Source organism: Methanosarcina acetivorans C2A (assembly GCF_000007345.1).
Lineage (GTDB): Archaea > Halobacteriota > Methanosarcinia > Methanosarcinales > Methanosarcinaceae > Methanosarcina > Methanosarcina acetivorans.
Genome location: NC_003552.1, coordinates 4312071 through 4326243, shown reverse-complemented (window position 1 = coordinate 4326243; position 14173 = coordinate 4312071). Strand labels below are relative to the sequence as shown.

At 42.8% G+C, this 14173-nt stretch carries 8 protein-coding genes and 2 pseudogenes; 4 read left to right on the top strand and 6 right to left on the bottom strand.

Annotated features, from left to right (window positions below; all coding sequences use genetic code 11):
- Nucleotides 1–439: 439 nt before the first annotated feature.
- Entirely contained in the window at nt 440–1576 is a 1137-nt protein-coding gene (locus MA_RS18255; protein ID WP_011023413.1) for a hypothetical protein, read from the bottom strand.
- 708 nt (nt 1577–2284) lie between these two features.
- Here MA_RS18255 and MA_RS18250 point away from each other — a divergent pair.
- A complete protein-coding gene (locus tag MA_RS18250; RefSeq protein WP_052279198.1) occupies nt 2285–2818 on the top strand; it encodes a GTP pyrophosphokinase in 534 nt (177 codons plus the stop codon).
- A gap of 49 nt (nt 2819–2867) precedes the next feature.
- A complete protein-coding gene (locus MA_RS18245; RefSeq protein ID WP_157860316.1) occupies nt 2868–3527 on the top strand; it encodes a hypothetical protein in 660 nt (219 codons plus the stop codon).
- A 175-nt stretch (nt 3528–3702) separates the two neighbouring features.
- On the opposite strand, the pseudogene MA_RS29840 reads toward MA_RS18245, so the two are convergent.
- Nucleotides 3703–4185, bottom strand: a pseudogene (locus tag MA_RS29840) (DUF3320 domain-containing protein); the annotation flags it as partial.
- A gap of 448 nt (nt 4186–4633) precedes the next feature.
- Here MA_RS29840 and MA_RS29835 point away from each other — a divergent pair.
- Complete coding sequence (locus MA_RS29835) at nt 4634–5176, top strand: pentapeptide repeat-containing protein (protein ID WP_226990893.1); 543 nt, start codon at nt 4634–4636, stop codon at nt 5174–5176.
- 293 nt (nt 5177–5469) lie between these two features.
- Here the strand turns inward: MA_RS29835 and MA_RS18240 are convergent.
- From MA_RS18240 to tatC (MA_RS18230), 4 genes and pseudogenes are all read right to left on the bottom strand, one after another.
- A pseudogene (locus MA_RS18240) lies at nt 5470–9501 on the bottom strand (DUF4011 domain-containing protein); the annotation flags it as partial.
- Nucleotides 9502–10325: 824 nt separating this feature from the next.
- A complete protein-coding gene (locus tag MA_RS25880; protein ID WP_011023411.1) occupies nt 10326–11216 on the bottom strand; it encodes a DMT family transporter in 891 nt (296 codons plus the stop codon).
- Nucleotides 11217–11545: 329 nt separating this feature from the next.
- Nucleotides 11546–11686 (bottom strand): hypothetical protein, encoded by a 141-nt coding sequence (locus MA_RS27425; protein WP_157860315.1) that lies wholly within the window; start codon nt 11684–11686, stop codon nt 11546–11548.
- 5 nt (nt 11687–11691) lie between these two features.
- Complete coding sequence (gene tatC / locus MA_RS18230; RefSeq protein WP_011023410.1) at nt 11692–12471, bottom strand: Sec-independent protein translocase TatC; 780 nt, start codon at nt 12469–12471, stop codon at nt 11692–11694.
- 881 nt (nt 12472–13352) lie between these two features.
- On the opposite strand from tatC (MA_RS18230), the gene tatC (MA_RS18225) reads away from it, so the two are divergent.
- On the top strand, nt 13353–14138 hold the full coding sequence (tatC, locus tag MA_RS18225) for a twin-arginine translocase subunit TatC (protein ID WP_011023409.1): 786 nt from the start codon (nt 13353–13355) through the stop codon (nt 14136–14138).
- Nucleotides 14139–14173 lie beyond the last annotated feature (35 nt).

Genomic DNA, 14173 nt, shown 5'->3' with positions numbered 1-14173 from the left:
CTACTTTATTACTGCAAGATATTATAGCCGATTTCATATTTTGGTATTTAATCGTACATAAGGTTTGTATTCTTTGATCGGTGTTTCTGCAGTTGTTTTCTAAATAAAGACGATCGTTTTCGGCTTCACTTAAATCCTCAAAAAATTGGTGTATCTCAGATGATAAATTGTAGTTAAATTTACTAATGTCATACTTAGATACAAAGTCAATATCATTTTGCGAGTATAATGGATCGATAGGAACAAAGTTAGACTTTAAAGTAGATTTACTTTCATTTTTGAACAATTCAGCAAGTTTTTGAAATTTTGGAGCACTGAACTTTGCAAACTTTATGTCTATAGCTTTTGCAGTGTCTTTTACTTTTTCTGATTTTTGTATTTCGTGTAACTTGCCTGTGTTAATTAACAGTAATTCCGGATCGGATGCACTTTCACACTCCTACCCTTTTCCAGTAAAAGGGACTTGTTGCAATACATGCAGCACAAAACTAGCAGCATTTCCGGCTGCAAGCTTCTGTTGATTGTCTTTGTTTTCATTTTTATTTCCATCAGCCCAATCACAAATCGATTTGACAAGAATCCAATCGATTTTCTTGTCTAAGCAGGCAACATACAGCCCAGAGCCTTCCATTTCACCACCAATAGCTTCAGGACATAAATCATACAACTGTTGACGAAAGTCAATGTTATCCACTAATTTTTCGCCAGAAAGTATGAGACCAAAATTTACTTTACACTTTGATTCGTCCCAGTCAATATCAGCGCTCCGGAAATAGCTCAAAAGCCGTGAAGATGCGTGTGCCTTGTCTCCACGCAGAATAATTTTAGGACTTTCATTCTTTGTGCCAACCCGTTGGAGTTCATAAAGCATTAATTGTTGTGAAACCAAAATCTCGCCGATAGCCTGTTTTTCTGAGTCCATACCATAGGCAATTCCTACCATAATTACTATGCCAGGAGATAAAGCATGAATACCTTTTTCAACAGTCTGTAAAGATGCTCCTGGACCTCCAGATCCCATTTCAGATTGAACCATAAATATTTTCGCTCCATTGACACTGCCAATGGAGTGATATATCCTGTCACCGATAGGTACTCGTTGAGGCACTTGGATAGTTGCATCCTGGAAAATATCAATAACTGCTTTACTTTCTACTTTAGTTGCAGTGACCAACAAAACGTCAGCTTTCGGGTTCATAGTACCATTAATTGTGTTTTTAGTTACTTCTGGCTCTTCCCAGAAGTTTTGTATTCTTTCTTTATACACATTTAATTGCGAGATGCATTTGCTAATATGTTTTTTATATGTTAGTAGTTCTTTTTCATAATCAATATAAGGAGTTACAACTCTGAACAAGATAGACGCAGATACGCTCCGACTAAATCTTTTTACTTCTTCTTCTGAAAAAAGTTCATTCAATAAGCCTTTTGTACCATAATATGCTTCACGGTATTCTGCATTGTAACGAGTATCATAAGTAGCTGTGTCTAAAATATGTTGAAATTGCCTGGTTTTTTCGTCGATTAATTCCAAAGTTTTTTCCTTTGAAATGGGCATATATTGGTTAATAGCCATTAGAGTGTATAAAATTTGTTATTCGTTACTTGCTTGCCTATTTTCACACACCGAGATTGGTTTAATCTTCCTATTGATCCTTTTTTTATACGGATCATTAGGAGGGTGAAAACCCTCCCTCAAAATATACAGATTACTTTTTTGTTTGGCAATTGCAAAGAAAATAACATTTAGAAATTTCTTTATATAAGGAATAAGCTAATTTTTAGCGTGATCTAAATAATTCTTGGTATCGATTAAGAACAAATATACGTAACTATTTGGCTACTTACATGTTACGAGGAGTTTAACCGATTCCGATTGCAAGGAACTTTATATATTTAGGATTTTTTTGGTCTAAGGTTTAAATATATAAAAACTATGACAGAAAAAGAATCTATCTTAAACAACATAACAATTATTGTTATGTACCTCGCGTTCGTAATAATAAAAATACTTTGAACATAAAATTAAAAGAGTTCTTTAAATCACACACTGATAAACACTTTCTTTTAGTGAATTTGAGAACATTCGATTGTGTAATTTTTTGCAATTCAAATGGTCACAGTTTAATCTGTCTAATCTCTCCACCACAAAACACCGTGTCATTCTTCTGTGAGTCGGTAATTTCAGAGATGAATATTTATATTCAAATTAAATAAAAAAGTATAACTATGAGCATACTTAATAAGATTTTAAAAATCAATTCCATTTGAAGGCATTAATAGCATGCAAAAACAAATGTCGAATCTTATAGAGGAGTACAAACAAGCTAGACCGGAGTATGAAGAGTATACAAAGAAAATTTACGAATTAATCTGTAATCTTATAAAAGAAAGTAGCATCAAAACTTATTCAGTTGACAAGCGTACAAAAGGAATAGAGAATCTAGAAGAAAAGTTATGCAGGAAAGGAAATGCTTACAATCAACTGTCAGATATTACTGACCTATCTGGTGTTAGGGTTGTTTGTTATTTTTCATCTGAAGTTGAACACATAGCAAAAATCATTGAACAAAATTTTATGATAATCCCTGAACTATCAATAGATAAAAAGAAACTACTAGACCCTGACAGATTTGGGTATCTCTCTCTGCATTATGTAGTAAAACTCTCAGAAACTAGAAAAAATCTACTAGAGTATAGGAAATGTCAGGATCTTTTATGTGAAATACAAATACGTTCTATTTTACAACACTCATGGGCAGAAATTGAACATGACTTAGTGCCTATCCGAAAAGTCGGTAATGCGATCGAAAAGTAACAGCAGGTCTATAATAGCAGGGCATCCTCTTCGGTTTTGCATATTGCTAATGGTAAGTTACAATAGGTCACAACACTTTTCGGATAGGCTCTTAGGGTACAAATCGCCTATTGAAATTCCAAGAGAGATAAAAAGAAGATTTTATAGATTATCCGGTCTTCTTGAATTGGCTGACGACGAGTTTACGAACTTAAAGGTTGAAATCGAAGAGTACTCAAATAGTCTCAAAAATCAAGAGATTGCAATGAATGAGGAAATCTTTATTGATTCAATTTCTTTGAATGAGTACATTTCAACATCATCAACTATTAAAGAAATAGATGAGATCATTGCAAATCTATTGTCTCACGTATTGGTTGATAAGAGACAAGCTTCAGAGAGTATTGAAGGATTATTATATTTTAATATTAATAAAATATATGAACTGGACAAAGCAGTCGAAGAAAACAAAGATGAAATAATATTCTTTGCAAAAGAATGGGTGAAGATCCCACATTTTCCGCGAGTAATATCAGAAACAGACGTAGCACCTGAAATTGAAAGAGGTATTTCACTTTTGTATTTAGGATATGTATTAATAGGAAAAACAATGGATTTTGATCAAATATTTCATTATTTAAATAAGATGGCGATAGGCAGTTATCGCAAGAATTTAGCGACCGACATTATAAATATCCATAACAAATACATAGCAACTCATAAAAAATAAGTTTAAATCAAAATTGGATATATTAAATATTTGTGGATATGTTAAATATTTGTAATTGTACAAAGCAAAGCTCATTAATCCCTCTGGAAATGTCAATTACAAACCCCTACAATATCCAGAACTTCCAATTAACAGATTCAAAAAATTAATCCATTTCCCTCTTTACTCTCGAAATTTACTCCACAAAATATATCATTTCATTGGGCGTGCGGGTAAGTTCGTTGCTTTCTATCCCGGACAAAATAAGTTTCTCTATCCTGTCCCAGGTATTTTTACGGGTAGTTTTTATGCCCAGGACCCTTGAAGCCTGGATAATCAGGTCCTCCAGAGGAGTCGAATACTGGGTGTTAAGGACGAAACGGACAGCCTCTTTTATCTCCTCATCACAGATCCATTCGATCTTTGCATATGTTTCAGTATCCCGCTTGCGCAGGAGTTCTGCAGGTCCCGAAAGCGGCCAGTAGAACTCGCCTCTTGCCAGAATTTTTCCCGAACTTTCAGCCTCTGCCAGGGAGTCCAGAATTCTATGTTTGATTTTGCTGAACATGCGGGGGATTCCCGTATGAGCCTTTATCCTCTGGATTATTTCCTCTGCGTGAACCGGCCCTTCGAATTCCACAATTTTTATAATAGCTTCCTCGAGCTGCCCATCGGAAATTTCAGAAAGGTCTGCTGACTCCGGGAGTCCTGAGGAGGTACAAATTTGGTAAGAAGGCACAAGAGCCTCAAGGGAATTCCCTTTCCCGGACAGTTTTTCAGTTTCGGGTTTCAGAGTGTCAGGAGAAGAAACTTCGGTACTTTCGAGATCTTCATTCTCAAGCCCTGAACCCTCAAGCCCTGAATCAGGATCGGATTCGGCTTTTTCTTTGGAGTTGACAACGGAAACAGTTTCAGATGTTTCAGATGTAATTTCAGGTTCAAAATCCCTTTCCGAGTCCGGATAATCAGCTTCCTCGGAATCTTCAGGTTCAAAGAAGCCTCCTGAGCCGTAGATGTAAGCAAATTCATTAATTTTTCTGCTTTTTCTCTTTTTTTCCGGACCTGCACTGAAATCGATATCGGGATAAGCCTGGAAGAAGTTTACCTTCTCAGGTTCAGGTTCGGGGATGAGATCAGCTTCTTCGTCCGTCCCCGTCTCGAAATCCGAACGTGGATCAACACTGAATTTAAGGAGAGTCGATTTCCTGGATCTTCGGACAGGTTTCTTTCTGGAGTTTTCGTTAGCGAGTGTAGCCAGATACCGGGTTTTTGAAGTAATTTCAGGAATTAAATCCGGGCCTGACCGGGGGAAAAGCCCGTCTCCCAGCGAGGAGAAGGCATCAGTATGGGAATCTTCAGCTTCGGTATCGGTATCAGTTTCATACTTTACATCAGAATCCGCTTCATCACTTTGTGGCTCATCACCCTGTTCATCATCCAGTCCATCTCCGGTTGCAGGTCCCTCCCCATCTGCTTCTTCTTCAGCTACTCTTTTTATTTCCTCTTCATATCCCGCTTCAGAGAAAAGCGGTGAGGAAGATTTCATTCCAGAGGCATCCTTTTCAGGGGCATCCTTTTCAGGGGCATCCTTTTCAGGAGTAAACTTTCCGGGAGCATCTTCTATCAGGGAACTCTTTTCAGGGGAATCTTCCGAAAGGAACTCTACCTGACGGGGAACTTTTGCAGGGGACGCCGTTTCAAAGGAATTTAAGTCAGGCGCATTAAATTTGCTTTCCTGAGGGGAAAGCAGGCTTGCAGCAGGAACGGCATTTACCTCAGCAGTTCGGGAGATTTCATAAGCTCCGGCGGATTTTGCCCAGGCCGAAGGTTCATTTATTATCACAAGTTCGGGTTTGGGTTCGGATTTTGCCTGCAATTTTGCCTGTTCGACTGCTGCCTTTACGGTTTCAAGCAGTTTCTCCCTGCACTCTTTTGGGTGGAGGTACCAGTCCGTAGACCAGACCCTATAGATTTTCCAGCCCAGCCCTTCGAGGATCTGCTGGCGCAGGCGGTCACGGTCCCTTGCAACCGGAGAGGAATGGTAGCTTGCCCCATCACATTCGATTCCGAGCACATACCTGCCCGGATGGCGGGGGTCAGGGACTGCAAGGTCAAGTCTGTACCCGGCACATCCGATCTGACTGTGTACCTCGCATCCGTTTTCAGTCAGGAATTCGGCTACCGCTTCTTCGAAAGGAGAATCAAGCTCCTGCCTCCCGCATGACTGAACCGGAAGTGTGCCGCTCTCGGCAAACTCAAGGAAGACTTTAAGGGCTTTAAGCCCGAAAGAGGTATTTTCGTCAATAGGCAGGTCTCTTGAAGTAAAATTGGAAAAGACCACGCACTTTTCCCTTGCCCTCGTGATAAGCACATTCAGGCGCCTTTCTCCTCCTTCCCTGTTAAGGGGACCGAAGTTCAGAGAAAGCCGTCCGTTATTATCAAACCCAAAGCCCACACTCAGCAGAATGACGTCCCTCTCGTCTCCCTGGATGGTTTCAAGGTTCTTGACAAAGAAGTGTTCACCTCTGTCATTTCCGGAGTTGAGGTCCACACCAGGGTTCGCTTTCTGGAGGGCTTCGATCTCGTCCAGGATAGCTTCCTGCTGTTTAATGTTGAAAGTGCCGACCCCAAGGCTTTTTCCTGGATACTTCTGGAAATGCTCGAAAACAGCCCTGGAAACGGCTCTCGCCTCGATCCTGTTGACTCCGCTCTTGCCCCTGTCATAAGCCGCATCAGGGAGATAGACGAACTTCAGTCCCAGGCTCTCATCCTTCTGCATGGGGGAAGGATAAACATAGAGGCGGTTGTCGTAAAACTCCTGGTTTGAAATCGCAATCAGAGACTCATGCCTGCTCCTGTAGTGCCAGCGCAGGGTCTTTACCGGGAAGCTGCGCTTGCAGACGTTCAGGATGCTTTCCATATCCCCTGCGGAGGTATAGTCGTCAGGCTCGCTTTCGGGAGAATCGACAACCGTATCGAAAAAGTCTGTCGGAGGAAGCTGTTTTGAGTCTCCCATTACCACTACCTGCTTTCCGCGCAGGAGGGCGCCTACAGCATCTTCGGGCCTGACCTGACTTGCCTCGTCAAAGATAATCACATCAAACCTTGTGCTCCGCGGGTCAAGGTACTGGGCAATGGAAAGCGGGCTCATCAGGAAGCAGGGCTTTATTTTCTGTACAAGGCTGCCTGCTTTTTTCATCAGGGTCCGGATGGGCATATGCCCGCGTTTGCGGTTGAATTCATTGAGCAGAATTCCGGCTTCGGAAGCCCTCGAGGCACCCGAGGTCAGTTTTGGGGTTTCCTCATAAGCAGAACAGACAATCCTCTTCCTGTTCTCTAGCAGGACTTTCCTGTCAAGCTCGGTGAACTTGCTGATCTTGCCTTCATGGAGTTCCCGGATAAAAGCAGAGAGCTCAGGCCTTTCCCTGAAAGCCCGATGCAGCATGCTTTCGGCGTAGTTGCCTTCAAAAGCCGGGATCATGTCTTCGGGCTCTATTTTTCCGGCTTCGAGATCCTCCATCATGGGTTCGGCAAGGGTTTCAAGGCAGGTCTGCCGGTATCCCAGGTACTGGCTCCAGAAAACGAGGGATGAAGTCTCGTCTTTCCATTTGCTTACACGGGACTTCAACTGGCTGAGCTTTACGGTTTCCGGATCGTTTCCGAACATTTTCCCGAAATCTGCCCCTATAAGGGGTCCGAAATTTTTGAGAGAGGAGAGGAAAGCCTGTTTTGCTTCCAGGACTTCGTTTATGGCAGCTTCAACGGAGACTGCGTCAACCCCATTTCCTACCAGTGTGACTGATTTGTCAGTAAGAGCCCCTTCCCTGACTAGCCTGCGGAAGGGGACCAGCCACTTGCGGTGCTCTTCCAGCAGGACAGGGTCGCTTTCAAAGCCTTTCCAGTAGTCTCCGAAGAACTTTTTGCCAGACAGTTCGGCGCCTTCAAGCTCCTGCCTGTGGGCTTTTAACTCGGAAACACATGCAAGGTCAAGCAGGATTCTGCTGTCCTTTGAAGGTGCCCCTGAAAGATAGCAGGCTGAAATCTCCTTTTTCAGTTTCCTGTATTTTGAATTTAAAACACTGAATAGTTTACCTGAAACGTCTTTAAACTCCGAGGTATTGAGGTCAAAAACCGCAGGATGGAAAGTTTTGTCTACAAAGGTTTTCAGTTCCCCGTACTGCCTGACTTTTGAGACCAGGGATTCGGCTTCGGAGTTTGAAGTCTCGGAATCCCAGGCAGGGTTCTTGAGCAGTTTTTCGGGCAGGGGCTTTGATTTCCCTATAATTTTTGCAGCTTCGGTTATGCCTGCAATATCTTTAAGTGTCTGGGGCTTTGAGGTTGCAGAGAGGTCGTTAAGGGTTTTTGTTGCCTTCTCAAGGCTTTCAAAAGCAAAAGCACATTCATCCGCAGCCGACCCGATATCCCCCAGATCCGAAGGCAGCACAAGCCCGGGCTCGCAGCCGTACCAGGGATTTTTCCTTACCGGCCCGAGAGCTGGGAGCACCTGCCCCATTTTTTCAAGAATGGACTCGGCTTCCAACCAGGCTTTGGGTTCCCAGGTATCAGGGTCCTGGAACTTAAAACGGGGCATTTTCAGGCCCTTTGACTCAAAGTAAATCCGGGTTTCTTCTTTTACTCCGTAAAGGGCATAGAGGCTTGGATAGATCTTTCCTGCAGGTTCCCGAAGAGTTTCTGCATACCCGTTGAGTTCCTGTTTAAGTTTTTCAAGTTCGTTAAGATCCCTCTCAGCACTGATGGCAGGAGGAACAGGCCGGTTGAGGGCTTTTTCCAGTTCTTCAAGCACGGCTTTTTTCCGGGTCTGGTGGCTGTGCACCTCAAGACAGAGCTCTCCTAACCCGGCATTATCGAGCCTGCTCTTTACAACCTGCAGGGCAGCCATCTTTTCACTCACAAAGAGTACGCTTTTGCCCTGAGCAAGCAGTTCTGCAATCGTATTTGCAATGGTCTGGGATTTTCCCGTACCCGGAGGCCCTTCCACAACAAGGTCTTTTCCGGCCTTCACATCCTCAACGACTGCAATCTGCGAGGAATCCGCATCCATTATGTGATAGGTATCTTTTGCCGAAAGCTTCAGGTCGACTTCCTCTTCCCGGAAGCCCTGAACCTCGCACTCGGGCTCTTCGGGGTTGAAGACCTTCTGGATCAGGGGGTGCTCGGCAGGGGACATGTCCTCAGGCCAGGTTGCAGGGTCCAGGTCCTTGTACATGACAAATTTTCTGAAGTTGAAGAGGTCAAGGCAGACTTCAGGAATGATCTTCCACTCCGGTTTTTCGCGGATTGCCCCGAGCACGGCCCTGAAGTATTCCTGAATCCCGGAAGCATCCTCAGGCATTTCAAACTCGGGAATCTCTATCCCGAATTCTTTCATCTTTGCCTGCAGGGTAATGGAGGTGAAGATTTCGTCCCCGGTCCACTGGATACTGAAGTTCCTGCCTTTTCCTATCCTCTTGAGTTCGACAGGGACAAGGACAAGAGGAGCCTTCGGGTTCTTTACTGAAGATTTAATCTCACTCCACTGAAGAAAACCCATCGCAAGATAGAGGACAGGATAACCCTGCTCTTCAAAAATAGAATTGGCCTGGTTGTAGACGTAAAAAAGTTTCCTATCAAGGGCATCGCTGTCATCAGAAGTTTCAAGGAACGGTTCGAACCGGGAATTCTGGGGTTTGCTTTTATCTTCCGAAGCAAGGATTCTTCCTATCGTTTTCAGAAGCCTGCTTTCACTTTCCGCAGCGTCGTCTTCCCCTTCCTCCCCGTTTCCACTTTTTCTTCCCCTTTTGGGCCTGGTCTTTACTGCCCGGAACTTCATTGATTTTTCCTGAAGAACAAAAAGGTCATAGACCTCCTCCGGGGTTCTGCCCGTAATTGAGATCGTCCGTCTCGTGGAAGGGCGGTAATTGAGAAGGTTATTACGAAGGGATAGATCAAGCAAGTTTTGTCTTAATGATTCCAGTTCCTTTACTATGTCTACCATAAAATACCAGGCCCTTTTCAAATAATCAAGAAAATATATTTAAGATACGAATAAGAATACAGGATGATTGTTAATAAATTTTGTTGATGTCTTGTCGGAAAACAAAACTTCAAATTGCAAATGAATTCTGCTGAAAGGAGATCGAACTCCTCTGTAAGTCTCACATAGTTCTGAAATAATCTGATCCCATGAATCCGCAACTGTAGAATATTGATGTAAGAGTATAAAATATTTTACCAGATACTTTAATGTTGATTCGCTGTTGATTTACTGACTATTTACTGTTGATTTACTGACCATTTACTGTTTTGATTTACTGACCATTTACTGTTGATTAATTGTTGATTTACTGACGATTTACAGCTGAGTATACTGCTGTATTGATTTATTGTCGGATTTACTGTTGACTTGCTGAATGTTGTACCGGAAAAAACCTTATTCTGAGTATGGTTCCTTGATTAAACTTCAAACCGATTCCACAAAATAGTTTGTAAGTAATTTCCAAAATATCTTTTGAAATAGTTTACAACATATCTTCCGATATTATTTGGCAAACCTATTTTGTCTCTGATTTTTACAAAGTTTATTCTGCTTTACTTTCAAGGCTTTATCTTTTTTAAGAAAGGATTGTGTAAGTGATTGTATATTACCTCTTTGAAAAATACATGTACACATAAGGGAATACATCTGAAATTATTTACTTGGTATTAGAATTTATTGGTAGCCCTTAACCGATCATATTCTTCTGACAAAGAGAAAAGTAACGTTACTTATCCAAGGAATAAATCCTCTTGAACGTGCCGCCCTTTCAGAAGATTTTCACTTCATATTTTGCTTTCACTTTCCAGACTCATAAGGAGAGAGCTTGCGAGAATAAGGATACATCCGAACAGGGTTGCCTGGGAAACCGGGTCGTTTAAGATGAGGTAGGCAAAAAAAATGGCACTTACAGGCTCAAGCAGGGAGATTATACTCGCATTCTGAGCTTTTACATGCTCAAGTCCTGTGAAATAGAGAATGGATCCGAAAGAGGTTATCATTACCCCGAGGAAGAGCAGGACTGGCAGGTTTTCAAGCAGGGCTGTGGAGGATATCTGCAGCATAAAGGGGAGGAGGATCACAAGAGTCACGCCTGTTGAGAGGAAAAGCTGTTCCAGGCCTGAATATTCGTCTCTGAGGTAGCGGGAGGTCATGATTATGCAGGCATAAAAAAAGCCCGAAAAAAGTCCCATAAGCACACCGTAGAGATAGCCTGAGCCTGCCGTGCCGAAAACAAGATTTGCCGGGCCCACGACCACCACTACCCCTATAAGTGAGAGAGTAAGAGCAACAAGGTTTTTTGTGCTGATCTTTTCTTTAAGGATGACAGGAGCGATCAGCAGGACATAAAAAGGAACCGTATAAAGCAAAAGCACGGACATTGAGACATTCGTAAAGTTCACAGCCGTGTAATAGGAAAGCATCACTCCGGCTTGCCAGGCCCCGAGCAGCAAGATGGCTTTTCTTTTTCCCCTAAGCCGGATCCTTGAGCTTCCTGAGAATTTTCCTGCCGTTGCCAGGTAAGCGGCTAGAACAAGAAACCCAAAAAGAAGCTGGCAAAATACAACAGGTCCCGCCGCCATGTTTTTAATGTAAAGGAAGAAGATTCCTGCAAATCCGTAGATTACGGAGGCGGCAATAACCTGAGCATTTGCTCTTATATATCTGGGCTCCATGACTTCTTCAAATAAGGAGTTGGTTTAAATAAGGCTTTCCAGTGCTGCCTTCACAGGCAAAAATGAAAAACTATTTACCATAACATAGATTCGATAACGTTAAATACTGTCGAAACAAAAATAATAGTGGATAGGCGAGTGTGGAAAAGAATTTGTAGAGGCGTGCCTGGGTTACTTTCTCAGATATCATCACATCACCCCCAGGCGCGCCTGTCCCCTTCAATCCGCACGCCTCTGTCCGGCACAACAATTCTCTGATGTCTGCATTTTCTACTTGTCTTCCGATCTATTGTATCTTCAGTTTGCTTTTCTTTCGGGCTACTTCATATTCAATCTACGTCTCTCCAGCCTGCTTCTTTTCCTGCTTCTTTTCCTGATTTTTTCCTGATTTTTTCCGGTATACATCTCTTCCTGAGACTTTTGTCCTGCCTGCTTCTTTCCTTCTTTACATTTCTTTTGTCTTTCCTCACAGGGCTTAGCTTCTTTCGGAAACTCGAGATGCCGATGAATGGTCAGGCTGAGAGACTTTATGTTTCACGCCAAGCACCCTCACAACAACCATGCTGACCTCAAAAAAGATGACCATTGGTACAGCTACCATGACCTGGCTGAGCACGTCAGGAGGAGTAATTATAGCTCCTGCAACCAGGAAGACAATATAAATGTGCTTGCGGTAGGTCACAAGGGTACTGTACTGGATAAAGCCGTTCCGGGTCAGGAAGGTGAGGACAATCGGGAGCTCGAAAATTAGCCCGAAAAGGGCCGTGCCTGCAGCTGCAAACGAGATGAACTTGAAGATCGAATAGGTTGCAGTTACCCCCGAACCTGCTGCGTTCAGGTAGAGGTAGTCCAGAAAAAGGGGAAGCATGAAGAAGTAAGCATAAGAAGCCCCGATAACAAACATTACAAGAGCAGCTACACTCAAAAGTAAAAACTGACTTTTCCCGATCTGTATAGGATTTCGTAAAGAAAAACGCCTCGATACAGCCCGGTAGGCATAGAATGCGATAAAGGGCAAGGTTAAGAGCAGACCTATTATAAATGAGAGCTTGAGCTTCAGCATCATTACTTCGAGAGGGGACACATAAACCAGCTTAGCACCCTCAGGTAAGAGGTCCTCTTTCATCCTCTCAATCAGCGGACCCGTAAACTGAAAAGAAAGAACGACGCCTGTGAAGAGAACTGCAGCAACCACAGTCAATTTCTTTCGCAGGGTCAGCAGAATTACACTTAAGTTTTCAATTGCTTCAGACATATCGAGTACCTATCCGGCAAATAAAGGAACTGATTATCCTTCAGGAATTAATTTTCTTTGGGAGTCAATTTCCTTCCGGGACTGATTCCTTAGGGATTGATTTCCTCAGGGATTGATTCCCTCAGGGACTGATTCCTTAGGGATTAATTTCCTCAGGGATTAATTCCCTCAGGGATTGATTTCCTTAGGGATTGATTATCCTGTTATATGTTTTGTTATGCTCGGGTGTAGTAAATGCAAGCTTCCAGATCAAAGCATCATATTTCAAGCTTTGTGTTTTAAGGATTTAACATGAAACTTAAGCATGGGAACTAAAACACGGAAGCTGATACTGTTAATACGAATAATCACTGTAAATATTAAGTACGGTAAATACATATCTTGGCTCTATAGTTTTGGAGCAGTCAGGCTTCGGAATATCCAAAGCATCCAGCATACCTGATATATCAGGCACGTCCGGATATGCGGGATATTATCGGACCCTTAGATGTAAATGTAATAGGAAGTTCCGATATTAATATATTTATTAAAATGCAGTGTAAGACAGAAAAACCTTAGGTAAAACAGCAGAAAAACAGATAGAACAGCAAAAAAACAGATAGAACAGCAGAAATACAGATAGTAAGCTAAGTAAAAATAGCTATCAAGCCAGCAAAAAGAGAAAAACCCAACAGATAAACAGAGAGCCTATCCCAAAAATCAAAATTTGCTTCTTTGGGTCTCGTATTTGAGTAACAAATCGAGCTTCTGATTATGAAAGCAATCCTGAATAATTCTGATAAGTGAGATTAAAAATAGGTTTTGGGATGAGCTCAGATAGAAACCGACAGAAAACCGGATAGCGGACCAGTAGAAAAACAGTTAAAAATTCAGATGAAACCATGAACTCCCATAATACCAGAAACCAGCTCCCTGATACAGGAAACAAAATTAATGGAAGCACTAATACTTATTCTTCCGGGGTACCTGGAGACTTCGAAGAACCCCTTATGGCTCACCTGTATGAGCTCAGGAACCGGCTTGCCGTAGTTTTGGTCTGGCTCTTTCTGTCTATGCTGGTTGCATATCCCTTCTCGGAAAAAGGGATGATGCTTGTCTGGAAGGAATTCATAAGTCCGGAACTGGATATGGCGGTCTATTCCCCACTTGAATGGATCTTTGCCCGCCTCAAGCTCTGCCTGGTCTTTGCCCTTGCAGTCTCAATCCCCCAGTTCTTCTACCAGCTCTACAGGTTTGCAGGCAAAGGGCTTTATCCTCATGAGAAGCGCTTTTTCCTGAAAGTTGTCCCTGCTTCGTTCCTCCTCTTTATCCTGGGAGCCGCCCTCGGCTACTTCATTGTCTTGCCTGTGATGTTCAGGTACATTTTCTTTTATTCAGGGGATGTGGCTTCAGCCCAGCTCTCCGTCCAGAATACTCTCTCGGCAGTGACAACGATCCTTGCAGGCTTCGGGGTCGTATTTCAGGCTCCCCTCCTTGTGGTATTTGCCGTGAAACTGGGGCTTGTAAAGTACCAGACCCTCAAGAAACAGCGTTTGCTGGTCTACAGCGCAATTGTAACGCTTTCCCTGTTCCTTTCACCCGACCCTACATTCATTGCCCAAATTCTGGTCGCGCTTCTGCTTGCAGTCCTCTTTGAATTCAGCCTGCTGCTGGTAAGGCTTTTTTAATATCCTGGAAACGGGCTTGGATAAAACTGCCAGCC